The following is a 23,924-nucleotide window of genomic DNA, read 5'->3' as shown; positions in this document are numbered from 1 at the left end:
TCTTCAGCGAGGTCTCTCTTTGGCGCGAACCACGGTTCGCGCTTTTTTTTGTTCGACGGGGGGGAGCGGGCACGAGATCCGTCCGGTCAATGCCGGCTACCCGGTCACTGCCTCGGGATCGTCACCGGAATCGTCGGCACCCGCGCCCGCATGCGTGAAAACCGACATTCCGATTCGCATGATTGTTCACCCGAGAGCGCGTGCGTCGCTTACCACTGGTAGGCTGCGCCAGCACCGTACGTATTGCCGCCCGCACCGTTGATCGCCACCCCTCCCTTGACCTTCAGGTTGTTCGTGATTCGAGCGGTAAAACCAAGGGCCACTGCCTGATATCCCTGGTAGCCGGCCGTACCTATGCCGAACGAGAGCGTCTTCCCGGGATCAACTTCAGGAATCATCGTCAGCGCGGCGGCACTGGCAATTCCGGAATAGGCCATCCTTGCCACTTGATTCACGTTCGACTGCACGGCTCCCAATTGCGACATGTTGACCGCGTCCGTCGGGTTCATACCAGGCGCCAGATTCGTGATCCTGCGCTCGTTGCCTGGCGAGCCCACGGACACCGTGTTCGATTCGGTCGCGATTGAGCCCGCGCCGAGCGCGACCGAATTCGCCGCTGTTGCTATCGCTCCCGCGCCGAGCGCAACCGAGTTGTTTCCCGAGGCGAGCGCGTTGGCGCCCGCTGCCGTGGCGGAACTGTCGGCGACCTGTGCTGCCGCGCCTGTCGCGACCGGCTCTGGCGACATGCCCTGAACTGCTTGCGCGGCAGAGACTGCCCTTGTGCCGGTCGAGAGCGAAGTCGAACTGGTAGACAGCGAAGTCGTCCCTGTCGATGTGGTGCTTTGCGCGGTACTGGTACTTGTCGAGGTCGATGTCGAGAGCGCGGTAGCAGGAGACGTACTCGTGTTTTGCGACCCGCCTTTGCCGAACCCCGGGGAGTTCAACTGCGTGGACAGGGAGGCCAACCCCGTCGACAGCGATGTCACCGCGGTATTCAACGTCGCCACCTTGCCGTTTGTCGTACTCAAGCCGGTCGAGAGAGACGCAACGCCGGTGAAGAGCTGAACCACGCTGGTCGATGTGGAAGTGCTCAACGTCGAAAGGTTGCTGTTGACCGTGCTCAGGCTGTTCAGCCAGGTGGCAATCGAGCCGGCATACGAAGTCGACAACGACGCCAGATTGCTGTTCGTCGTGTTCAGGCTCGTGGAGAGTGAAGTCACGCCGCTCGCCGCCGCGCTGATTCCTGTCGATACCGATGTCGACAGGCTTGATACGTTGTTGTTGGTCGTGTTCAGACTCGTCGATAGTGAATTGACCCTGCCGGTCGTCGTGTTCAAGCTCGTGGAAAGCGAGCCGACCGTGCTGTTCGTCGTATTCAGCCCTGTGGACAGCAAGCTAACGTTGCTGTTCGTCGTGTTCAGGTTTGTCGACAGTGAGCTGACGTTGCTGTTGATCGTATTCAAGCTGGTCGACAACGATCCCACGTCGGTCGATTCCCGCATCGACAGCGCCCCAAGGTTGCTGTTCGTGGTGGTCAGGCCCGTCGACAGGGAGCTCACGCCGCTTTGTGCCGTGCTGATGCCGGCTGCGGCCGAGGTCGACAGGCTCGTCACGTTGCTGTTGGTCGTGGTCAAGCCCGTCGACAGCGAGCTCACACCGCTTTGCGCCGTGCTGATGCCGGCCGCGGCTGACGTCGACAGGCTCGTCACGTTGCTGTTGGTCGTGGTCAGGCCCGTCGACAGGGAGCTCACGCCGCTTTGTGCCGTGCTGATGCCGGCCGCGGCTGACGTCGACAGACTCGCCACGTTGCTGTTGGTCGTGTTCAGGCTGGTCGACAGCGATCCGACGTCGGTCGATTCCTGCGTCGACAGCGCACCAACGGCGTTGTTCGTGGCGTTCAGGCCCGTCGACAGCGAGCTGACGTTGCCGTTGGTCGTATTCAGGCTGGTCGACAACGATCCGACGTCAGTCGATTCCTGGGTCGACAGTGCACTGAGGGTGCTATTGGTCGCGGTCAGGCCCGTCGACAGGGAGGTCACGCCGCTTTGTGCCGTGCTGATACCGACCGCAGCCGAAGTCGACAGGCTCGCCACGTTGCTGTTCGTGGTGTTCAGGCCTGTCGACAACGAGCTGACATTACCGTTGGTCGTATTCAGGCTGGTCGACAACGATCCGACGTCGGTCGATTCCTGCGTCGATAGCGCACCGACGGCGTTGTTCGTGGTGCTCAGCCCCGTCGACAACGAGCTGACATTACCGTTGGTCGTATTCAGGCTGGTCGACAACGATCCGACGTCGGTCGATTCCTGCGTCGATAGCGCACCGACGGCGTTGTTCGTGGTGCTCAGCCCCGTCGACAACGAGCTGACATTACCGTTGGTCGTATTCAGGCTGGTCGACAACGATCCGACGTCGGTCGATTCCTGCGTCGATAGCGCACCGACGGCGTTGTTCGTGGTGCTCAGCCCCGTCGACAACGAGCTGACATTGCCGTTGGTCGTATTCAGGCTGGTCGACAACGATCCGACGTCGGTCGATTCCTGCGTCGATAGCGCACCGACGGCGTTGTTCGTGGTGCTCAGCCCCGTCGACAACGAGCTGACATTGCCGTTGGTCGTATTCAGGCTGGTCGACAACGATCCGACGTCGGTCGATTCCTGCGTCGATAGCGCACCGACGGCGTTGTTCGTGGTGCTCAGCCCCGTCGACAACGAGCTGACATTGCCGTTGGTCGTATTCAGGCTGGTCGACAACGAGCCCACATCAGTCGATTCCTGGGTCGACAGCGCACCGACGGCGTTGTTCGTGGCGTTCAGGCCTGTCGACAACGAGCTGACGTTGCCGTTGGTCGTATTCAAGCTGGTCGACAACGAGCCCACATCAGTCGATTCCTGGGTCGACAGTGCACCGACGGCGTTGTTGGTCGTGGTCAGGCTCGTCGACAGGGAGGCCACGCCGCTTTGTGCCGTGCTGATGCCGGTCGCAGCCGAGGTCGACAGGCTCGTCACGTTGCCGTTGGTCGTATTCAGGCTGGTCGACAGCGATCCGACGTCGGTCGATTCCTGTGTCGACAGTGCACCGACGGCGTTGTTTGTGGCGTTCAGGCCCGTCGACAACGAGCTGACGTTGCCGTTGGTCGTGTTCACGCTGGTCGACAACGAGCCCACATCAGTCGACTCCTGGGTCGACAGTGCACCGAGGGCGCTATTGGTCGTGTTCAGACCTGTCGATAGCGAGCTCACGCCGCTTTGCGCCGTGCTGATGCCGGCCGCAGCCGAAGTCGACAGACTCGCCACGTTGCTATCGGTCGTGTTCAGACCTGTCGATAGCGAACTCACGCCGCTTTGTGCCGTGCTGATGCCGGCCGCGACCGAGGTCGACAGACTCGTCACGTTGCTGTTGGCGGTGCTCAGACCCGTCGACAGCGAGTTCACGCCGCTCTGAGCCGTGCTGATCCCGGTCGAGGCCGAGGTCGACAGACTCGTCACGTTGCTGTTGGTGGTGCTTATCCCCGTCGACAACGAGCTCACACCGCTCTGAGCCGTGCTGATCCCCGTCGAGGTCGAAGTCGACAGGCTCGTCACCTTCCCGTTCGTCGTACTCAGCCCCGTCGACAGCGAGTTCACACCGCTTTGCGCCGTGCTGATCCCCGTCGAAGTCGAAGTCGACAGGCTCGTGACGTTACTGTTCGTCGTACTCAAGCTGGTAGAGAGCGAAAAGAGCTGCCCGCCGTTAACCGCATCCGTCGAACCGGACGCCACGTTCCCGCTCGACACATTGATGATCTTGCGCTGCAGCGAGTTGCTGCCCACGCTCACCACGTTGGCCGCGCCCCCGTCGGTGCTGCTGGAACCCAGCGCAACGGAGTTTGTCCCCGTAGCCGTCGCGCTGTAGCCGATCGCCGTGGTGTTGGTGATATTGAGCGGGCTGCCACTGGTTCCCGATCCAGCAGATGCACCCAACGCCACGTTCCCGTTACCGTTCACGTACTGACCGGCGCTCGCACCGACTGCCGTATTGTTGCTGCCCGTCACGGCATAGCTGGAGTTGGCTCCGCTTCCCGTGTTGTTGCTGCCCGTAACGCTGTAGCTCGAATTAGCGCCGTTACCCGTATTCGAGTCGCCCGTGACGTTGTAGCTCGAAAAGGCACCGTTACCCGTGTCGGAGTTGCCGGTCACGCCGGTCCCGCTCACATACCCGTAGAACGTGTTATTGGTCCCGCTTCCCGTATACGTCGCGGAGGTGCTCCCACAAGTGTCGTTGCTGGGACCATGGTTATAGCAGACACCGTCCGCCCATCCCAGTTGCGGAAGAGACATGCACGTGCCAGCCGCCAACGCGGCAGCAGCAACGGCCCGCACTCGCCGTATCGCACGGGACCGGCCCCCTGACTTCCCCTGTCCCGTCGCGCTCTCCGCAACGACAACCATTTGATTCAGTTGCTTGCTGAAAATGCACTTGTAGATCTTGTTCATGTTTTCCCCCAATTCTCATCAGCGCCAGTTCGCGGAGAGCGCTTGCAGACAGGTTCCCCAGTCCGCGCGCGCTTCTTGCCTGTATGTCACGACATCGGGATACCAGGCGGTGTCCCCAAACCACCGCCAATCGGCATGCTTTTGCAAAAGCACATGTGTCTTCAGCCCAAGCGCACCCGCAAGGTTGGCGCTCGACGTACACACCGATACGATTTCATCCAGGCACTGCATTGCCGCTGCAGTCCGGCTGAAGTCGGTCAAAAAATGAGAAAGATCGGTAACAGGCAAATCAGGCACGCCGGCGAGAACCGCGCGATGTTCAGTGGGCATCAGCGAATAGAAGTGCACACTGCCAATGTCTTTCAGATATGCGTTCAGCAGCTCCGACGGCACACTGCGCGCAAGCCGGTTCGACGCGGTCGAGACGGGATTGGCCGACCACACGATGCCGATATGCCGGCAGCCATCGCCCGAGCGCGACTGCGCGATCAACTGCCGCGCAGTGCGCTGATCCTCCGGAGCGGGATTCAGATAAGCGATCGGCTCAGGTTTGTCCAACCACAAAGGCAAATCGCCGATCGAGATTCGCCAGATTCTTGAGGAGTCTTGAGCGAAAGCGCGAAGATCTGGCTCTTGCGTGACCATTCCCCCCAATACCGTTGCCGACGGAAAACTCTCGCGGAACAGCCGCACGAGCGCGGGCCGGCACACTACCACCACGCGCATGTCGGCCGACCGTGCCCGCTTCAGCAGCAGCGGCAGAAACGCGGCAAACAGGATCTCGTCACCGGCACCCTGTTCGCCGGAAACGATCAACGTCGAGCCCGATTCGAACTGGCCGCTCCATGCGGAATACGGCAAGCTCATGCCCTTGAGGCTGATTTCCCTTCCCGCATCGAAACGCTGCGCATAATGTGGCCAGGCGTCCCTGAACCGCCCCCTGCCAAGCAGAAAATGCGCGTATTCCCAATGCGTGACCGGATCGTTGTCTTCGGCGATTTGCGTCTCGAACAGGGCCTGGGCACGCTCATCCAGTCCCAGATAAGCGCAGCACACGGCCATTCGGTGTGCCGCCTTTTCGCGCAATCCGCCCTCGAGGTGAGCCAGCCGCTCAAAGCATTCGAGCGCCTTGTCGAAATGCTCCCGGAGCCGGAGAAGCTCGCCGTAATTCCATAACGCATTGGCGCAATCCGGATTGCTTTCCAAGCAGGCGCGATACTCATATATCGCGAGTTCTTGCTGCCCGGATTCGTGCAAGGCAACGGCCAGGTTGTAGCGAATCTGCGGATCATGAGGCGCGAGCGCGGCGGCCCGTGCGAACGCCTCGAGCGCCTCGCGTCGTCGGCCACCCTGGTTCAATGCCACACCCAGGAGCAGACGCAGGAAGCCGCAGCCCTGATCGACAGAGATGGCCTGCCTCGCGCACGCGGCACTTTGTTGAAAGTGCCCGTCATTCAAAAGTTGCAATGCTCGCTGCGACAGCGCCGCGGTGCTGGTTGGCCAGCCGGGCTCGGCCTCCGCTGTCGCACCGGAAGGAAGCGGCAATACGCCGGTGATGCGTGCCAGCCTCGAAGGTGGCGAATGCAAGTCTTTTCTGCATTTCATACGTCCCCCCGGAACACGTCGTGTATCGAGTTCTCATCGCGCTCGTGAGCGCGGCTCAATCAACGTGTAGGGAGGGGTGATACGAGAAAGGCAGCCGCATGGCAGCCGTAGCGTACTTAGACATGATTTCCCCGACCTGCATAATGGTTGTTCGTTACCGACACTGGGCTCTACGGCCGTGCGGCTTGGATGTGTGCGAAACACCTGAGCAAGGAGTGGACCAGCAGGCTGTGGCGCAATGACCAAGAGGCCGAGCGACCGATAGGTGATGTGAGGCAACGTTCAGACCTCAGCGTTGTTTCAGTTCTGAAACGCCAGACGGACGCGCCGATTCGCCAAGTCCCGCGCGCAGCAAGGAAGCACATGTGCGACGCAGCTTTGCGTCGACGGCAGGCATTCGATTCCTGCACGCCCCATTGCCGTGATTTATCTAAAGATGTTTCAATCGTGCAACTCGCGGCCGGGAGCGACGTCGTTTGGGGGGATATCCACGAATCGCTATTTTCCTGTGCGGCGCGCCGGCTTGATACGGGCCGGGACACACGCCCGGCGGGTTTTTCGTCGTTGACATATCATTCCCGTTTGGCCGCGTCCGCGCGTTCAGCCGACTGTCTCCGCGATCCGGGGGACCGACATCGCGTTGCGATGGGCAAGCCGTTGCGCAAGCACGCACATGCGGACGTTGTCGCTCCAAGAGTGGTTGCGTCCGCACCGCCTCCACCGAGATCCCGATGACCACCCCCGTGCCCGATTCCCGTCCTTTATCCCCGTTACCCGCCAATCTGTTCCGCCACGCACCGTTCCAGCGTTTCTGGGGCACGCGCGTGATGTCTTCCCTGGCTTTCCAGATCCTGTCGGTTGCGATCGGCTGGTATGTGTACGCGCTCACGCACAGCGCGTTCGCGCTCGGTCTCGTCGGCCTCGCGCAGTTCGTGCCGATGTTCGCGCTGACGCTCGTCGTCGGGCAGGTGGCCGACCGCTACGACCGCCGGCGCATCGCGACGATCTGCCAGAGCGTCGAGGCGCTGGCCGCCGGCGTGTTCCTGATCGGCGCGGTGCAAGGGTGGCTGGCCGCGCCGGCCGTGTATGCGCTCGCGGCGATCGTCGGCACGGCGCGCGCGTTCGAGTCGCCGTCGGTGTCGTCGCTGTTGCCGGCCGTCGTGCCGCGCATCGACCTGCCGCGCGCGACCGCGCTGTCGACGTCCGCGAACCAGGCCGCGCAGATTCTCGGGCCCGCGTTCGGCGGGTTGCTCTACGGTGTCGGCGCGCCCATCGCGTTCGGCACGAGCGTCGCGGCCTTCGCGATCGCGGCGATGCTGAGCGGCACGATTCCGCTGCGTACCGCGCCGCCGGCGCGCGAGCCGGTCACGCTGCGCTCGGTGTTTTCGGGCATCGCGTTCATCCGGCGCGAGCCGGCGATCCTCGGCGCGCTGTCGCTCGACCTGTTCGCGGTGCTGTTCGGCGGCGCGACCGCGCTGCTGCCGATCTACGCGCGCGACATCCTGCAGGTCGGCCCGTGGGGGCTCGGCGCATTGCGCGCGGCGCCGGCGGTCGGCGCGCTCGCGGGCACGCTGTGGCTCACGCGTTTCCCGTTGAAGGGGCGGCCGGGCCGCGCGATGTTCGGCGGCGTGATCGCGTTCGGCATCGCGACGATCGTGTTCGGATTGTCGCGGCACTTCGCGTTGTCGCTCGTGGCGCTGGCCGCGCTCGGCGCATCGGACGTGATCAGCGTCGTCGTGCGACTGTCGCTCGTGCAACTGCGCACGCCGGACGACATGCTCGGCCGCGTGAGCGCGGTCAACTCGCTGTTCATCGGCACGTCGAACCAGCTCGGCGAATTCGAATCGGGCGTGACGGCTGCGTGGTGGGGCGCGCCGGCCGCGATCGTCGTCGGCGGCGCGGCGACGATCGCCGTCGCGCTCGCATGGATGCGGCTCTTTCCGCAGCTCACGAGCATGAAGTCGCTCGAACGCGACGCATGACGCGCATCACGCGTCATGCATCCTGCGTCACGCGCACGGCCGTGCCGTAGCAGATGACTTCGGTCACGCCCGCGCCGATCTCGGTCGAGTCGTAGCGCATCGCGACGATCGCGTTCGCGCCGAGCGTGCGCGCCTCGGCGAGCATCTTGTCGAACGCGTGCTGGCGCGCCTTCTCGCACAGCGACGTATAAAGCGTGATGTTGCCGCCAAAGATCGTCTGCAGCGACGCGCCGAACGAGCCGACGATCGAGCGCGAGCGCACGACGATGCCTTGGGCGACGCCGAGCGAGCGGACGGTCGTATGGCCGGGCAGGTCGAAGGCGGTCGTGACGCGGGCGGGCGACAGGTCGTCGATGGAGCGGATGGGTTCGGTCATGGTGGGCAAGCGTGTGGCGAGTGGTCGAACGACGATTCTAGCCGGACCGAGACAACGCATTCGAACGGGCGCCCCCAAAAGCAGACGGGCGCCCGTGTCGTTGCCGAACGCGAGAGCCGCTCGGCGACGCACGCTCAGCGCTCGATCGTCGCGCCGGCAATGCCGCCGAGATCGACCGCATAGGCGAGCGCGAGCTTGCCGAACTTCAGCGCATGGTTCGCCTGTCGATCCGAGTTTTCCAGCGTGTCGTTCACCGTGTGGATGTATGGGCTGTCGTTCTGGTCGGCTTCGAACGGGAACGATGCCGGGTACCCCTGCGCATTCCACGACGCATGATCCGAGCACGCATAGCCGCACTGCGACGTGCCGATCGCGAGCTCCGGCAGGTAGGTCGCCGCCAGGTTCTTCACATAGGTGTTCTGCGCGGCGTTCGTGTAGTCGGTGATCAGGTAGATGTCCTTCGGATCGCCCTTGTAGTTCGTCATGTCGAGCTGCAGCACGCCGACCACGTTCGCATTCTGCGTGCGGAACTGCTTCGCGATCGCCTTCGAGCCGAGCAGGCCGGCTTCCTCGGCCGCATACCCGACGAACTTGATGGTCCGTTTCGGCCTGTAGTTGTTCGCGAGCAGCACGCGCAGCGCCTCGGTCAGGCTGGCGATGCCCGACGCGTCGTCGTCGGCGCCGGGCGAGCGCGAGTTCTCCGTCGTGCGGCCGACGGTCGAATCGAGGTGGCCGCCGAGCACGACCGTGCCCGCGGCCGGATCGCTGCCGCGGATCGTCAGGATCACGGATTTCTGCGGAAAGCCCGTGTGCGCGAACTGTTCGACGGTGATGTCGGCGCGTGAGCCCGCCAGCTGCTTCCACTGCAGCGCGAGCCAGTCGGACGCGGCGACGCCGTGCGACGTCGTGTAGTAGCGGTTCGTGAAGCCGGACAGCGACGTGATCGTGCCGACGATGTTGCTCGCTTGCAGTTGCTGGACCCACGTGCCGATCTGCGGCACGTTGGACACCGTGTACGCGGGGGCGGCGGCCTGTTTCGCGAGCGTCGCCGGCAACGGCTGCAGCGCCTGCCGCGCGTCGTCGAACGAATCGTGCACGACGTAGCCGGGCCCGTGGCCGCGCGTGTGGTGGACGGCGTGGGCCAGCTCGCCGAGCCGGGCATCGTCGATCTCGACGACGTGAACGGTTTCGCGGCGCGCGGCGCCGTCGGCCGCCTTGCCGGCGTCGACGGTCGTGCTGTACTGCGCGGTTGCGGTCGCATCGATGCGTTGAAGCTGGCGGAACGCGGTGTCGCCGAGCGTGATCCAGACGGGTGTCGCGTGCGCGGCGGCGCTCAGCAGCATGCCGCCCAGCGCGGCGCTCAGGCGGGTCGGTGTCAGAGTAGGCATGTTCGATCTCGTGAGGATGGCGATGTCGATGAAGGGAGCGCGCCGCAGGTCGTGCGATGCGCTCCCGCCTGCGGCGGTATTACGACTTCTGCGGAACGGTCACGCCGTACGTGCAGCTCTTGTTGTACGCGTTGCCGATCGCGGTGATCTGCGCGCTGCTGTAGCCGAGCGCGGAGGCAGCCGTCAGCACGGCCTGCGCGGCGGCCTTCTGGTTGGTCGAGCTGTTGGTCATCGACAGCCCCTTCAGGAACGCCTTGTCCATCGCCTGCGCGCCGATCGCGTCGCGCGCGACGAGGTTGCACGACGCCCAGTACTGGCCGGCCGTGTGGATCTCCGCGCCGCGCGCCTGCGCATAGGTGCGCCCGACGTTCCAGTTGGTCACGCGGCCGCCCCAGAACTCGTTGTGACCGTCCCAGTTGTAGACCCAGTGATACTGCGCATCCGATGGGCTCCACTGGTTGAAGTCGCGGCTGTACGCGGCGGCGAGATAGTCGCCGGTGCCTTCCGACAAGCCTTCCTGTTGCGACAGGCCGCCGTTGGTGACCCAGTCGTGGATGCCGTGGCCGAGTTCGTGGATCACGACGTCCGCGTCTTCCGCGTCGTCGACGCCGCCTTGCCCGAACGTCAGCCGGCCGCTGCTCGACGAATACGACGAGTTGTCGTCGCCCGATTCGCCGTGCGGGTCGTACTGCACGCCGCCCGTGTACTGGTACGGCAGCGCCTTGATGCCGAGCGTCTGGTTCACGTAGCGCAGGAACGTGTCGATGTGGTAGTACACGTTCACGGCCTCGAAATACAGGTTGCCGCGCGTGAACTCGAACGCGGGCGTGGACTGCGACGGGCAGGCCTTGTCGAGCGGCGCATCGAAATCGATGCACGACGCGTACGGGCCCGTCAGCGTGTAGCGCGTGCCCGACTGCGCGAGATCCTTCAGCGTCACGCGCACGCGCGCGGCCGCGAGCTGCGTCGAATCGGCGTCGTTGCTGTCCTTGTAGCCGGTGCTGCCGTAGCTGCTTTTCGTCGGCGACAGCGGATCGGGGCGGAACACGAAGCCGGTGCCGTCGGTCGCGTAGAACGCCTTGTCCTCCGCGCGCAGCACTTCGCCGCTTGCCGAGTCGATCAGCAGTTCCCAGTCGCCTTTCGGGCCGTCCTGCGGACGGCCGCGCACCTTCCACGCGGTGTGCGTGCCGGCCTTGTCGACGAACGCGACGAGCTGCGCGTCGAGATGCGTGAAGCCGCTCACGCCGAGATACGCGCGGGCGCGGTCGAGCGCCTGCTGCTGGTCGACGGCCTGCGACTTGCGCGTCGTCGCGATCACGCCGTTGATCGTGTTGCTCGCGACATACAGGATGCGGCCGTCCTTCGCGACGGTCACCGCGATGTCGCTGCCGTACACGGGCAGCCCGGCGGCCTGCTGCTGCAGGCGCACGACGGTGAAGTCGGCGTCGTTGCGCTCCGAGGTGACGACGAGGCTCGCGAGCGCGGCCGCGTCGAGCCCGAGCTGCGCCGCTTGCGACGCGACGAAGTCGCGCGCGGTGGCGGCGGGCGTCGCGGCAGCTTTCTTGACGCGATAGGCCGGGTTGTACAGCGTGACGGCGACGCCGTCCGAGCGGAATTGCCCGGCGGCCGTGTCGGCCTTCGCGGCCGGCGGCGCGACGCCGCGCGTCAGGCTTTCGCGCAGGCTCGCGGCCTGCGGATTCGACACTTTCGTATCGGCCTGGGTGCCGCCGACGATGCCGAAACCGAGCACGAGACCCAGGGCGAGCGGCAATGCTTTGCGTGATGTCTGCATACGTGATCCTCATCTCAACGGTTGGACACGCCCGCGCGCTCGTGGCGAGCAGGCACGACACGGCCCGCGCGCCGGTTCGATGGAACCGGTGCGGCGAAGCGGTGTGGGAATGTCGACTGACTAAGGAGCGCTAAATGTCAGGTCGAAAAGAAGCGGGCAGGCGAAGCGGAGGAGAAGCGAACGGCAGGCAGGTGCGGCGACGGCGAATCGAGCATCGTCATGTCATACCCCTCGGATCGATCGTGATATCGGTGGGCAGCCTGCGTGGCGCGACGCGCGCGAGATGCAGCAGGCGTATCGTTAGGCTGCCTATCTAACTTTTTTTGGTATGTTACAGAATATTTTCAACGACATTCCAGATTATTTTCGACGACCGCTTCGGTTCGTCGACCAGTTGCCGACATTGTTCAGCGAACGGACGGAAACGCCGCCGGAACGCGCAATACCGCGCCGGATTGTGATCAAAAGCCGAGACGATCAGCGCGTCGCACGCCGGTCGCTGCGCGGGCTCATTCCGAATCGTGCGCGATAGGTGCGCGAGAAATGCGACGGCGATTCGAAGCCGCACGCGACGCACACCGACGTGATGCTCATGTCGGTCTGCTGCAGCAGTTCGCGTGCGCGATCGAGGCGCAGGTTCAGGTAGAAGTGCGTCGGCGTGTCGTTCAGCGTCGCGCTGAACAGCCGTTCGAGCTGGCGCCGCGTGATCGACACCTCGTGCGCGAGCGCGTCGGAGCCGAGCGGGTTCTCCATGTGCCGCTGCATCGTGCCGATCACCTGGATCAGCTTGCGGTTGTGCACGCCGTAGCGCGCGGCGATCTCGAGCCGCTGGCTGTCCGAGCGCTGCCGGATGCGGCTGACGACGAACTGCTCGGAGATTGCGGCCGCGAGATCGGCGCCGTGCCGGCGGCCGATCAGGTCGAGCATCATGTCGATCGACGCGGTGCCGCCCGCGCACGTGATGCGCCGGTCGTCGATCTCGAACAGCTCCTGCGTCGCGTTCAGGCCGGGATAGCGCTCGCGGAACGCGGCCAGCGCTTCCCAGTGCAGCGTGAGCGATTGCGACGCGTCGAACAGTCCGGCCTCCGCGAGCACGAAGCTGCCCGTATCGATGCCGCCGAGCGTGGCGCCGTGCCGGTGCTGGCGGCGCAGCCAGTCGCCGAGCGTGCGCGTGTAGCACACGAGCGGATCGAAGCCGGCGACGACGAACACCGTATCGACCTGCGGGACGTCCGCGCACGCCGCTTCGGCGGCGACCGGAATGCCGTTGCTCGCGGCGACGGGCGCGCCGTCCGCGCTGATCACGTGCCAGCGATACAGCTCGGTGCGAAAGCGGTTCGCGACGCGCAGCGGCTCGACCGCGGACATGAAGCCGAGCGCGGAGAAGCCGGGCAGCAGCAGGAAGTGGAAATCCTCGGGCATCGGGGCGTGGGGTGGAAGCAGGGGGGCGCCGCGCACCGCGCGGGCCGGCGCGCAGTGCGCCGAACGTTCAAGCCGGGATTATCGCGGTTTTTTGCCGGCGCTCAGCGCGTTTTTGCACCACGCACCGTCCGGCGCGCCGTCGTCGACGGCAATTCGCCGAATTGCGCCTTGTACGCGTTCGCGAAATGCCCGAGATGCATGAAGCCCCAGCGTGCGGCCGCTTCGCTGATCGGCAGGTCGGACTGCCGCGTGTCGAGCAGCAGGCGTCGGACCTGCGCGAGGCGCAGCGCGCGCGTGTAGTTGAGCGGGCTCGTCTGGACGACCGACTGAAAGCTGTTCTGCATCGTGCGCCGGCTCACGCGTAGTTGCGTGCACAGGCTCAGGATGTCGACGGGCGCTTCCGGATGCTCGATCACGTAGTCGTGCACGCGGCGCACGATGTCGGCGTGACAGGCATGCGTGAGCCGGTTCGACGGCTCGGGCATCCGGTACGTGAGGAGATCGACGAGCACGTTGCCGACGTCGGCGCGCAGCGCGTGCTGCGCGGGTGCCGCGTCGAACGCATCGGGCGCCGACAGCACGCGTTCGAGCAGCGTCGCGAGCTGCATGCTCGCGCGGTCGCGCGCGGCGACCGGCACCTCGACGACGCCGCGCCGTAGCGCGCGTGCGTCCAGCCGCACGTCGGCCGCATCCTCGATCTGCTGCATCAATTCGGGTTCGACGACCACGCCGATCAGCGACATGTCGTCGGGTGAATGGAGTTCGAACGGCGTGCCGCCGCGCGCCATCACGATCGTGCCGCGCTCGAGGCGCGCATCGCCGAACGCGAAGGTGCCCGAGCCGGTGAGCGGCATGCCGAACACCGTATGGCCGTGCGGCAAACATCCGCGCTGGATGATGCGCACGTTCGCCGCTTCCTGGAACAGTTGCGCGCCGTCGAACACCGCGTTTTTGACCGCGCTGCGATACGCGCCGGACCCGATCTGGTCGTAACGCTGATTCCAGCCGCGCAGCGCCTCGGCATGCCGGTCTGCGTCGTCGAACCTCTGATGAAACGCGAGCACGGCCCCTCCGGCGATCGTTCGAACCGCGCAAGATTAAACCGACCGAATAGTCGGCGCAATACGGGGCAGCGCTATTCCGTGTGCATGTTTCAGAGGGTCGGAAGGGGCGGTACAGCGAGGCTTTCACGCGCATTTCCAATATCCCGAATCGGCACGTACGCGTTGCCGGTCCGGGTGCTGACGGGATTTATTGTCGAACTACAGTCGCCCCACTTAACGTGAATTCCCCACTGGAGGCGGCATGAGGACAAGGCGACGAACCGCGGCGCTCGCGGCGACGCTGGCGTTGGCGGCGGCATCGGCCGGCAGCGCGAACGCGACGGAAAAACCCGAAGAGCTGGTCGTGCAGAAGATGCCGCCGTGGCATCCGCACGAGGTCTATGTCGTCGACATCTCGATGCCGTCGATGACCGACGGGCGCATCCACGTGTACGACGCGGATGCGAAGAAGCTGCTCGGCCAGATCGACGGCGGCTTCGCCCCCGGCTTCGCGATCTCGCCCGACCGCAAGACGAGCTTCGTCGCGACGACCTATTTCTCGCGCGGCTCGCACGGCACGCGCACCGACGTCGTCGAGATGATCGACAACACGACGCTCGATCACGCGGGCGAGATCGTGATTCCGGCGAAGCACGGGCAGCATGTGCCGTCGCCGTACAACACCGCGTTCAGCGCCGACGGCAAGCGGCTGTACGTCGCGAACATCACGCCGGCCGCGTCGGTGACGGTGATCGACGCCGTCTCGAAGCAGGTGCTGTCGGAGATCGACATGGCTGCGTGCGTGCTCGCGTATCCGTCGGGCAACGACCGCTTCACCGCGCTGTGCGAAAGCGGCAAGGCGCTGACCGTCACGCTCGATGCGAACGGCAAGGAGGTGAAGCGCACGATGTCCGACGCGTTCATCGACGTCGACAACGATCCGGCCTTCATCAACGCGTCGCGCTACAACGGCGGCTATCTGTTCACGACGTATCACGGCAACGTGCGCAGCGCCGATTTCAGCGGCGACAAACCGGCGTTCGGCAAGCCATGGTCGCTGCTGACCGACGCCGAGCGCGCCGAAGGCTGGCGCCCGGGCGGCATGCAGCAGACGGCCGTGCAGGTGAAGCAGCACCGCTACTACGTGCTGATGCACCAGGGCGGCGACGGCACGCACAAGGATCCGGGCACGCAGGTGTGGGTTTACGACCTGAAGACGAAACAGCGGGTCGCGCGCTGGGATCTCGCGCAGCAGAAGGTCGATCCGCTCGTGTCGATCCAGGTCGGCGAGGACGACAAGCCGCTGTTCTACGGGCTGACGGGCACGTCCGACCTCGTCGTGATGGACGCGCGCACCGGCAAGCGGCAGCACGTCGAGAAGCAGATCGGCAGTACGTCGACGCTGCTCGTGAACCCGTGAGGCCGCGATGACGCTCGATCCCGTACTCGCCACCAGCGCGCAAGCCGGCGCGGCCGTCGTCGTGCTGCTCGGCGCCTTCGCGAAGATGCGCCGGCCCGCGGCGTTCCGCCAAGCGCTCGCCGGCTATCGCCTGCTGCCCGATGCGCTCACCGCGCCCGCCGCGTTCGCGATTCCGCTCGCGGAAGCCGCCTGCGCCGCGGCGCTGCTGTTCCCTGATACGCGCATGACCGGCGCGCTCGGCCTGATCGCATTGCTGCTCGTGTTCGCGGCCGGCATGACGATCAACATCGTGCGCGGCCACACCGACATCGACTGCGGGTGTTCCGGCTTTGCCGCCGCGCGCGCGGACGCGCCGCGCGGCATCGGCTGGCTCCATGTCGGCCGCGTGCTGCTGCTCGTCGCGCTGGCCGCGACCGCGCTCGTCGAGCCGGGCGGCCGCGCGGTCGTGTGGTTCGACTACCTGACGCTGTTCGCTTCCGTGCTGCTGATCGTCTGCGCGCTGCTCACCGTCGACGTGCTGCTCGCCAACATCCCGCGCCTTTCACATCTGAGGAATTCATGATGCAAACCGCTCTCACCGTTTCCACCGCGTTGTTGTGGGTCGCCGTCCTTGCGCTCGGCGCGATCTGTCTCGCGCTCGTGCGCCAGATCGGCATCCTGTACGAACGCATCATGCCGGCCGGCGCATTGATGATCGACAAGGGGCCGGCGGTCGGCGCGATCGCGCCGACGTTCGAGCTGACCGACATTCGCGGTTCGCGGATCAAGGTCGGCGGCATCGACGCGGCGGGCAAGGCGACGCTGCTGTTCTTCCTGTCGCCGACGTGCCCGGTCTGCAAGAAGCTGCTGCCGCTGTTGCCGTCGCTGCAGGCGAGCGAATCGACGCCGGTGAACATCGTGCTCGCGAGCGACGGCGAGCTCGACGAACACACGCGCTTCGCGCAGAAGCATGACCTCGCGCGCTTCCCGTACGTGCTGTCGCAGGAGCTCGGCCTCGCGTATCAGATCGGCAAGCTGCCGTACGCGGTGCTGCTCGACGACACCGGCACCGTGCGCGCGAAGGGGCTCGTCAACACGCGCGAGCATCTCGAAAGCCTGTTCGAAGCGAAGGAGCGGGGCGTCGCATCGCTGCAGCAGTTCGTCCATGGCGATCACGATCACGGCGGTCACGAAGAACACGCGCAGCACGCTTGATCGGCCGACCCTTTTCAACGTCAACGGAGAACAACCCCATGGGCCTGTTTGATTCATGGTTCGAACGATCGGCGCGCGGCGTCGCGCAGCACAGTTCGCGGCGCAGCGCGATGGCGAGGCTCGGCAAGGTGCTGGTGGGCTCGGCGATGCTGCCGCTGCTGCCCGTCGATCGCACCGCGTATGCGGCCGATGCGGCGTCGGGCGCGTCGGCGGCTTCCGGTGCCGCCGCGTCGGGCGCGAGCGACGACCCGACGAGCTGCGACTACTGGAAATACTGCGCGATCGACGGCTGGCTTTGCAGTTGCTGCGGCGGCACGTCGAGCAGTTGCCCGCCGGGCACGACGCCGTCGCCGATCACGTGGATCGGCACCTGCCGCAATCCGCACGACGGTTCGGACTACATCGTGTCGTACAACGACTGCTGCGGCAAGACTTCGTGCGGCAAGTGCTTCTGCAACCGCAACGAGCGCGAGAAGCCGCTGTACAAGCTGTCGCTGAACAACGACATCAACTGGTGCATGGCGAACGGTAATTCGAATTACCACTGTTCGGTTTCGGTTCTGCTAGGGGCGGCTAAGCAATGAAAGTGAAGCAGGCAGGAAGGATCGTCGTTGCATGCATGACGGCCGTGGGGACCTTCGCATTACCCGGCGCGGCCGGCGCACAGGAAGCCGTGCATCACCCGGCCGGAAAAAGCCTGTTCGACGCACAGTGCGCGGTGTGTCACCAGGCGGGCGGAAAAGGGCAGGACGGGCTGGCGCCGCCGCTGACCGAGTACCCGGGCAAGTACGCGGCGGCGGAAGCCGGCCGGACGCAGCTGATCGCGACGCTGCTGCACGGCATGTTCGGCGAGATCGAGGTGCACGACAAGCGCTACAACTTCAAGATGCCGTCGTTCGCGAGCGCGAGCGACGACGACATCGCGCACGTGCTGAACTACGTCGTGTTCGACCTCAACGCGCAGCACGGCGACGCGAAGCCGTTCACCGCGGCCGATATCCGCGCGGCGCGCGCGAAGCAGATGGACGGCACGGCCGTGCACGCGCAGCGCGCGGTGGTGATCAAGGGGCTCGGCCTGTGAACGGCACGCGGTGCGCGTCGTCGTCATCGCGGTTCGGCGGCCTGCCGCGTCGCCTGTCGTGCTGGCTGCTGCTGTCGGGCGCCGCGGCCTGCGCGTTCGTCGTGTCCGCACCCGCACAGGCCGACGGCGCGGCCGACGCCGCGCTTGCCCGGCAACACTGGGTGCTCAACTGCATGGGTTGCCACACGGCGACGGGCGGCGGCATTCCCGGCAAGGTGCCGCCGCTCGCGAATTCGCTAGGCTATTTCACGCATCTGCCGGCCGGGCGCGAGTACGTGATGCGCGTGCCCGGTGCGTCGAACTCGGCGCTGTCGGATCGGGAGCTGGCCGACGTGCTGAACTGGGTGCTCACGACGATGAACCGCGACGCGCTGCCGCGCGACTTCAAGCCGTATACGGCCGCCGAAGTCGCCGCGCATCGCCGCCCCGCGCTGTCCGACGTCGCGACCGTGCGCACCGGGCTCGTCCGCGCGTTGCAGGCGCGCGGGATCGACGGCGTCACGGAGCGCTACTGACCGACTCACTCAACGAATCAGGGAAACAGGAACATGGAGACGAACGAAACCTTTGCGCTGCTCGGCGCGACGCGTGCATTTCTCGCGAAGCCGAAGAAGATGCTGATCGGCGCCGAATGGAGCGACGCCGCGTCGGGCCGCCAGCTCGATGTCGTGAACCCGGCCGACGGCGCCGTGATCGCGCACGTGCCCGAAGCCGACGAGCGCGACGTGCAGCAGGCGGTCGCCGCCGCGCGCCGTGCATTCGATGCTGGCCCGTGGCGCACCGCGAAGACCACCGACCGCGAGCGCCTGATGCTCGTGCTCGCCGACCTGATCGAAGCGAACGCGCGCGAGCTGGCCGAGATCGAATCGCTCGACAACGGCAAGCCGGTGACGGTCGCGCAGGGGCTCGACGTCGCGATGGCCGCGCAGTGCTTCCGCTACATGGCCGGCTGGGCGACGAAGATCGAAGGCAGCGTGATCGACGCCGGCATGCCGTACCTGCCGGACAGCGAGATCTTCGCTTATACGCGCAAGGAACCCGTCGGCGTGGTCGGTGCGATCATCCCGTGGAATTTTCCGTTGCTGATGGCCGCGTGGAAAATCGCGCCGGCGCTCGCGACGGGCTGTACCGTCGTGCTGAAGCCTGCCGAAGACACGCCGCTGAGCGCCTTGCGGCTGGGCGAGCTGATCCAGGCGGCCGGCTTCCCGGACGGCGTCGTCAATATCGTCACCGGCTACGGTCACACGGCCGGCGCGGCGTTGTCGCGCGATCCGCGCATCGACAAGATCGCGTTTACCGGGTCGACGCAGACGGGCAAGACGATCGGCCATGCGGCGCTCGACAACATGACGCGGATGTCGCTGGAACTCGGCGGCAAGTCGCCGGTGATCGTGCTGCCCGACGTCGATCTCGACAAGGCCGCGCAGGGCGTGGCGAACGCGATCTTCTTCAACCAGGGGCAGGTGTGCACGGCCGGCTCGCGCGCGTACATCCACGCGAAAGTGTTCGACGGCGTGATCGAGCGCGTCGCGAAGCTCGCCGCGAGCCTGAAGATCGGCCCGGGGATGGACCCGGCGACGCAGATCGGCCCGCTCGTGTCGGCGAAGCAGCGCGAGCGCGTGTGCGGTTACATCGACTCGGGGTTCGGCGAGGGCGCGCGCGCGGCGGCGGGCGGCCGCGCGCTCGACGGCCCCGGCTTCTTCGTCGAACCGACGGTGCTGGTCGATACGACGCAGGCGATGCGCGTGGTGCGCGAGGAAATCTTCGGGCCGGTGCTCGTCGCGATGCCGTTCGACGACGTCGATACGGCCGTGCAGCTCGCGAACGACACGCCGTACGGGCTCGGCGCAAGCATCTGGTCGAACGATCTTGCCGCGATCCACAAACTGATTCCGCGTATTGCCGCGGGCACCGTGTGGGTCAACTGCCATTCGCTGCTCGACAACGCGTTGCCGTTCGGCGGGATGAAGCAGTCGGGCTTCGGCCGCGAACTCGGCCGCGCGGTGATCGACCAGTACACGGAGAGCAAGTCGGTGATGATGAACTACGCGTGAGCGTCGCGGCGCGTGCATGTGTGACCGGCATATCGGCCACGCACGCGCCGCCGTCACGCGCGGATCAGCACGACCCCGACGATGAGGCACGCCGCGCCGGCGATGCGGATCGCGCTCGCCGAATGCTGCTGGATGCCGAGCACGCCGAAGTGGTCGAACACGAGCGCGCCGGTCATCTGCCCGACGACGATCAGCGCGAGCGTCGTCGCCGCGCCCAATCGCGGCACCATCAGGATCGCGACGCCGACGAATACCGCGCCGAAGAATCCGCCCGTCCAGTTGAACCACGACCCGGCGCCGGACAACGTGCCGCTCACGCGCGGGTGAGGCGACAGCAGCGCGACCGCCAGCATCGCGGCGAGGCCGACGACGTAGCTGACCGACCCGGCCCACCACGGTGAACTGATCTGCGTGCGCAGGTTCGCGTTGAGCACCTGCTGCAACGCAACGCTGATGCCGGCCGCCACGACCAGCAAATAAGAGAGGACGGTAGTCACGAAGATGAACGCTCCGAAAGCGTGGCCGCCACGGTGGTGCGGGCACGGAAGGCTTTCATTCTGCGCAGCGCGCCGGTATAACACAAATATCGAATCTGGCGCTCATCCATCTCGTTTCGGCATGCCATCACTCCGGCAAATCCAGTATTTCCTGACCGTGGCGGACCTCGGCGGCTTCACGCCGGCCGCGGGTGCGCTCCATGTCGCGCAGTCGGCGCTCAGCCGGCAGATCGGCCAGCTCGAGGACGAACTCGGGTTCCTGCTGTTCGACCGCGAACCGAGAGGCGTGCGGCTCACGCCGGCCGGCGCGCTCTACCGCGAACGCGTGGCGTCGATCCCCGCCACGCTGACGGCGGCCGCCGACGAAGGCGCGCAGTTCTCGCGCGGGGAGGCCGGCGTGCTGCGGCTGCTGCATTCCAGTACCGTGCCCGTCAGCAGCCTGATGCCGGATCTCGACCGCTTCATGCGCGATTGTCCGGGCGCGCGCATCGATCTCGACCGCGCGTCGTCCGAGGATCAGGTGACGGACATCGCGAACGGCCAGGCCGATGTCGGGATCGTCCGGTTGCCGGTGCTGCGGCGCGATGCACGCGTGCGTTTCGTCGAGCTGGCGGCCGAACGCCTGTGCGTGGCGGTGCCGGCCGATCATCCGCTCGCGCACCGCAAGCGCGTCGCGATCGCGCGGTTGCGGCGCGAGCCGTTCGTCTCGGCCGTGTATCGGGAGCGGGGCGGCCTCGCGCGCGTCGTGATCGATCTGTGCCTGAAGCGCGGCTTCGTGCCGTCGGTCGCGCGGATCGTGTCGCCGAAGACGTCGATGCTGAATCTCGTCGCGGCCGGCCACGGCGTGGCGATCGTGCCGGCGCGGATGGCGAGCATCGGGATCGACGGCGTCGTGTTCGTGCCGATTTCGGACGAGGATGCGAGATCGGTGTGCGCGCTGGTGTTGCCGATCGAGCCGACGGTGCTCGCGGACGCGTTCGTCCGGGTGGTGACGGCGGGCTGAACGCGCCGCATCGCCACCGGGCCCGACGTCGATATTCAGACGCGGTACCCCGCATCGTGCATCAACCGGCGCGACGCGTCTCCGCGCGGGCCTTCCGCATCGAATTGCGCACGAAGTTTCGCATCGGCGCTGCGCATCACGCGGCGGCGCATGGGCACGACGAGGGCGACGACGAAGAAAGCGGCAAGCATCATGGTGTTCCTTGGCGGAAAGACCGGAGACGGACATCGCGACGGCCGGCCGTGTCCGTCCGCATCCGTTCGAGCGACGCGCAACGGCCGGACGATACGAGTCGGCACGGCAACGGGCAGGCCGCGCGCGATCGCTCGGCGACTCCCAGCATAGGGCCGGCCCACGGCCTCCGGCGACCTGTCGGAAATCCGTCAGCAAGGCCATGGCGGAATCGAAAGGTGCGCGCCGCATCCGGGCAATCCCGGCGCTCCCCGGAGAAACCCGAAACCCCCGTCCGTCAAGCCTCAGACGAAACATAGTGGTTTCCACTCATAGTCGCAAACAGGCAAGAACAGGTCGCCGCCGGTCTTCTCGTGGCGAATATGGCTCGTTACTTTTACTCCCACGATGCAGGCCGGCGCACACTCCGCGCGCCGGCTGCCGCGAGACCAATCGGGAGGAATCGAACCATGAAGTCGACGAAGATCGCCGCGCTCGCCGCGGCCGTGCTGGCGACCGGCGCGTTCACGCAAGCCGCGCTGGCCGAGACGGAGGCCGCGACCTGCCGCACCGTGCGTTTCGCGGATATCGGCTGGACCGACATCACGTCGACCACGGCGCTCGCGTCGACCGTGTTCGAGGCGCTCGGCTACAAGCCGACCACGACGATCGCGTCGGTGCCAATCTCGTTCGCCGGTCTCAAGAGCAAGCAGCTCGACGTGTCGCTCGGCTACTGGTGGCCCGTGCAGCAGAAGCAGCTGCAACCGTTCCTCGACAGCAAGTCGATCAACGTGGTCGAGCCGCCGAACCTGTCCGGTGCGAAGGCGACGCTCGCGGTGCCGAGCTACGCGTACCAGGCCGGCCTGAAGACCTTCGACGACATCGCGAAACACCGTGCGGAGCTTGACGGCAAGATCTACGGGATCGAGCCGGGCAGCAGCGCGAACGCGACGATCCAGAAAATGATCGACACGAACCAGTACGGGCTGGGCGGCTTCAAGCTCGTCGAATCGAGCGAGGCCGGGATGCTGGTGACGGTCGAGCGCGCGGCCCGCGAGAAGAAGTGGGTCGTGTTCCTCGGCTGGGAGCCGCATCCGATGAACATCCAGCTCAGCATGAACTACCTGTCCGGCGGCGACGCGGCGTTTGGCCCGAACTACGGCGAAGCGCGCGTGTACACGCTCACCGCGCCCGACTTCATCGCGCGCTGCCCGAACGCGGGCAAGCTCGTGACGAACCTGCGCTTCTCGACGCAGCTCGAGAACCAGCTGATGCAGACGGTGATGAACAAGACCAAGCCGGCCGATGCCGCGAAGGCGTACCTGAAGAAGAACCCGCAGGTGCTCGATCCGTGGCTCGCGGGCGTCAAGACGTTCGACGGCAAGGACGGCCTGCCTGCGGTGAAGGCGTATCTCGGGCTGTAACGGCCCGCGCCCCTATGCCATTAGCAATGCGACACAACCCGAATCAAGCGAGGCACCCATCATGAATCACGAAGTCATCATCACCTGCGCGGTCACCGGCGCGGGCGATACGGTCGGCAAGCATCCGGCGATTCCGGTCACGCCGAAGGAGATCGCGGCCGCCGCGATCGAAGCCGCGAAGGCCGGCGCGACGGTCGCCCACTGCCACGTGCGCGATCCGCAGACGGGGCGCGGCAGCCGCGACCCGAACCTGTATCGCGAAGTGGTCGACCGCATCCGCTCGGCCGACGTCGACGTGATCATCAACCTCACGGCCGGCATGGGCGGCGATCTCGAGATCGGCCCGGGCGAGGACCCGATGCGCTTCGGCAAGGGCACCGACCTCGTCGGCGGCCTCACGCGCCTCGCGCACGTCGAGGAGCTGTTGCCCGAGATCTGCACGCTCGACTGCGGCACGCTGAATTTCGGCGACGGCGACTACATCTACGTGTCGACGCCCGCGCAGTTGCGCGCCGGCGCGAAACGCATCCAGGAACTCGGCGTGAAGCCGGAGCTGGAGATCTTCGATACGGGCCATCTGTGGTTCGCGAAGCAGTTGCTGAAGGAAGGGCTGCTCGACGATCCGCCGCTGTTCCAGCTGTGCCTCGGCATTCCGTGGGGCGCGCCGGCCGATACGGGCACGATGAAGGCGATGGTCGACAACCTGCCGCCGGGCGCGCACTGGGCCGGCTTCGGGATCGGCCGCATGCAGATGCCGATGGTCGCGCAGGCGATGCTGCTCGGCGGGCACGTGCGCGTCGGCCTCGAGGACAACATCTGGCTCGACCGCGGCGTGCATGCGACCAACGGCACGCTCGTCGAGCGCGCCCGCGAGATCGTCGAACGGCTCGGCGGCCGCGTGCTGACGCCGGCCGAAGGCCGCCGCAAGCTCGGCCTGCCGGCGCGCGGCGAACGTCCGCTCGAACGTCGCGCGCTCGCCGAATTCGCGTGAGTTTTT

The 23,924-nt window shown here is 66.0% G+C and carries 22 protein-coding genes and 1 pseudogene; 13 read left to right on the top strand and 10 right to left on the bottom strand.

Going from position 1 to position 23,924, the window contains the following annotated elements; all coding sequences use genetic code 11:
• Positions 1-209: 209 nt before the first annotated feature.
• Positions 210-746 (bottom strand): YadA C-terminal domain-containing protein, encoded by a 537-nt coding sequence (locus tag J8I33_RS34595; RefSeq protein ID WP_245170375.1) that lies wholly within the window; start codon positions 744-746, stop codon positions 210-212.
• 34 nt (positions 747-780) lie between these two features.
• Between J8I33_RS34595 and J8I33_RS34590 the strand changes: the two genes are divergently transcribed.
• Both J8I33_RS34590 and J8I33_RS34585 read left to right on the top strand, forming a co-directional pair.
• Positions 781-1,065: a hypothetical protein gene (locus J8I33_RS34590; protein WP_245170384.1), complete on the top strand. Its 285-nt coding sequence runs from the start codon at positions 781-783 to the stop codon at positions 1,063-1,065.
• Positions 1,066-1,080: 15 nt separating this feature from the next.
• Entirely contained in the window at positions 1,081-3,444 is a 2,364-nt protein-coding gene (locus J8I33_RS34585; RefSeq protein ID WP_245172386.1) for a hypothetical protein, read from the top strand.
• A 270-nt stretch (positions 3,445-3,714) separates the two neighbouring features.
• Here J8I33_RS34585 and J8I33_RS34580 read toward each other — a convergent pair.
• Positions 3,715-4,475, bottom strand: a pseudogene (locus tag J8I33_RS34580) (ESPR-type extended signal peptide-containing protein); the annotation flags it as partial.
• A gap of 18 nt (positions 4,476-4,493) precedes the next feature.
• The gene (locus tag J8I33_RS24430) at positions 4,494-6,062 is read right to left on the bottom strand and encodes a tetratricopeptide repeat protein (RefSeq protein WP_209939299.1); all 1,569 of its coding nucleotides are present in this window, start codon (positions 6,060-6,062) and stop codon (positions 4,494-4,496) included.
• A gap of 749 nt (positions 6,063-6,811) precedes the next feature.
• Here J8I33_RS24430 and J8I33_RS24425 point away from each other — a divergent pair.
• Positions 6,812-8,062, top strand: a complete 1,251-nt coding sequence (locus J8I33_RS24425) for an MFS transporter (protein WP_209939297.1) — start codon at positions 6,812-6,814, stop codon at positions 8,060-8,062.
• 13 nt (positions 8,063-8,075) lie between these two features.
• Here the strand turns inward: J8I33_RS24425 and J8I33_RS24420 are convergent, their stop codons facing one another.
• The 5 genes from J8I33_RS24420 to J8I33_RS24400 form a co-directional block, all read right to left on the bottom strand.
• Complete coding sequence (locus J8I33_RS24420) at positions 8,076-8,438, bottom strand: YbjQ family protein (RefSeq protein WP_209939292.1); 363 nt, start codon at positions 8,436-8,438, stop codon at positions 8,076-8,078.
• Positions 8,439-8,572: 134 nt separating this feature from the next.
• Positions 8,573-9,826, bottom strand: a complete 1,254-nt coding sequence (locus J8I33_RS24415; protein ID WP_209939288.1) for a M20/M25/M40 family metallo-hydrolase — start codon at positions 9,824-9,826, stop codon at positions 8,573-8,575.
• 79 nt (positions 9,827-9,905) lie between these two features.
• A complete protein-coding gene (locus tag J8I33_RS24410) occupies positions 9,906-11,618 on the bottom strand; it encodes a M36 family metallopeptidase (RefSeq protein ID WP_209939286.1) in 1,713 nt (570 codons plus the stop codon).
• Between the two features lie 477 nt (positions 11,619-12,095).
• The gene (locus tag J8I33_RS24405) at positions 12,096-13,040 is read right to left on the bottom strand and encodes a GlxA family transcriptional regulator (protein ID WP_209939281.1); all 945 of its coding nucleotides are present in this window, start codon (positions 13,038-13,040) and stop codon (positions 12,096-12,098) included.
• A 101-nt stretch (positions 13,041-13,141) separates the two neighbouring features.
• Positions 13,142-14,104, bottom strand: a complete 963-nt coding sequence (locus J8I33_RS24400; RefSeq protein WP_124555543.1) for a helix-turn-helix domain-containing protein — start codon at positions 14,102-14,104, stop codon at positions 13,142-13,144.
• Between the two features lie 241 nt (positions 14,105-14,345).
• Here J8I33_RS24400 and J8I33_RS24395 point away from each other — a divergent pair, with 241 nt between their 5' ends.
• Genes J8I33_RS24395 through J8I33_RS24365 form a run of 7 tightly spaced genes read left to right on the top strand, consistent with a single transcriptional unit; the run spans position 14,346 to position 19,832 of the window.
• Complete coding sequence (locus tag J8I33_RS24395) at positions 14,346-15,503, top strand: amine dehydrogenase large subunit (protein ID WP_209939276.1); 1,158 nt, start codon at positions 14,346-14,348, stop codon at positions 15,501-15,503.
• A 7-nt stretch (positions 15,504-15,510) separates the two neighbouring features.
• Positions 15,511-16,065, top strand: coding sequence for a MauE/DoxX family redox-associated membrane protein (locus J8I33_RS24390; protein ID WP_209939272.1), 555 nt, complete (start codon positions 15,511-15,513; stop codon positions 16,063-16,065).
• The gene (gene mauD / locus J8I33_RS24385; RefSeq protein WP_175676339.1) at positions 16,062-16,697 is read left to right on the top strand and encodes a methylamine dehydrogenase accessory protein MauD; all 636 of its coding nucleotides are present in this window, start codon (positions 16,062-16,064) and stop codon (positions 16,695-16,697) included. The genes J8I33_RS24390 and mauD overlap by 4 nt, the downstream gene beginning before the upstream one ends.
• Before the next feature lie 38 nt (positions 16,698-16,735).
• The gene (locus tag J8I33_RS24380; protein ID WP_175654334.1) at positions 16,736-17,281 is read left to right on the top strand and encodes a methylamine dehydrogenase light chain; all 546 of its coding nucleotides are present in this window, start codon (positions 16,736-16,738) and stop codon (positions 17,279-17,281) included.
• Positions 17,278-17,778: a cytochrome c gene (locus tag J8I33_RS24375; RefSeq protein ID WP_209939267.1), complete on the top strand. Its 501-nt coding sequence runs from the start codon at positions 17,278-17,280 to the stop codon at positions 17,776-17,778. The genes J8I33_RS24380 and J8I33_RS24375 overlap by 4 nt, the downstream gene beginning before the upstream one ends.
• Positions 17,775-18,293: a cytochrome c gene (locus J8I33_RS24370; protein ID WP_209939262.1), complete on the top strand. Its 519-nt coding sequence runs from the start codon at positions 17,775-17,777 to the stop codon at positions 18,291-18,293. The genes J8I33_RS24375 and J8I33_RS24370 overlap by 4 nt, the downstream gene beginning before the upstream one ends.
• Positions 18,294-18,326: 33 nt before the next feature.
• Positions 18,327-19,832, top strand: coding sequence for an aldehyde dehydrogenase family protein (locus J8I33_RS24365; protein WP_209939258.1), 1,506 nt, complete (start codon positions 18,327-18,329; stop codon positions 19,830-19,832).
• A 53-nt stretch (positions 19,833-19,885) separates the two neighbouring features.
• On the opposite strand, the gene J8I33_RS24360 is transcribed toward J8I33_RS24365, so the two are convergent.
• The gene (locus tag J8I33_RS24360; protein WP_209939254.1) at positions 19,886-20,329 is read right to left on the bottom strand and encodes a DMT family transporter; all 444 of its coding nucleotides are present in this window, start codon (positions 20,327-20,329) and stop codon (positions 19,886-19,888) included.
• A gap of 121 nt (positions 20,330-20,450) precedes the next feature.
• Here J8I33_RS24360 and J8I33_RS24355 point away from each other — a divergent pair, with 121 nt between their 5' ends.
• A complete protein-coding gene (locus J8I33_RS24355; protein WP_209939252.1) occupies positions 20,451-21,332 on the top strand; it encodes a LysR family transcriptional regulator in 882 nt (293 codons plus the stop codon).
• Between the two features lie 35 nt (positions 21,333-21,367).
• Here the strand turns inward: J8I33_RS24355 and J8I33_RS24350 are convergent, their stop codons facing one another.
• Complete coding sequence (locus J8I33_RS24350) at positions 21,368-21,526, bottom strand: hypothetical protein (RefSeq protein ID WP_209939341.1); 159 nt, start codon at positions 21,524-21,526, stop codon at positions 21,368-21,370.
• A gap of 447 nt (positions 21,527-21,973) precedes the next feature.
• On the opposite strand from J8I33_RS24350, the gene J8I33_RS24345 reads away from it, so the two are divergent.
• Positions 21,974-22,927, top strand: a complete 954-nt coding sequence (locus J8I33_RS24345; protein WP_069617412.1) for a choline ABC transporter substrate-binding protein — start codon at positions 21,974-21,976, stop codon at positions 22,925-22,927.
• A gap of 61 nt (positions 22,928-22,988) precedes the next feature.
• Positions 22,989-23,918 (top strand): 3-keto-5-aminohexanoate cleavage protein, encoded by a 930-nt coding sequence (locus tag J8I33_RS24340; RefSeq protein ID WP_050012324.1) that lies wholly within the window; start codon positions 22,989-22,991, stop codon positions 23,916-23,918.
• Positions 23,919-23,924 lie beyond the last annotated feature (6 nt).

Origin of the sequence: Burkholderia sp. AcTa6-5 (assembly GCF_017815075.1) — a bacterium.
GTDB lineage: Bacteria > Pseudomonadota > Gammaproteobacteria > Burkholderiales > Burkholderiaceae > Burkholderia > Burkholderia sola.
This window is presented reverse-complemented; position numbering and strand designations above follow the sequence as displayed.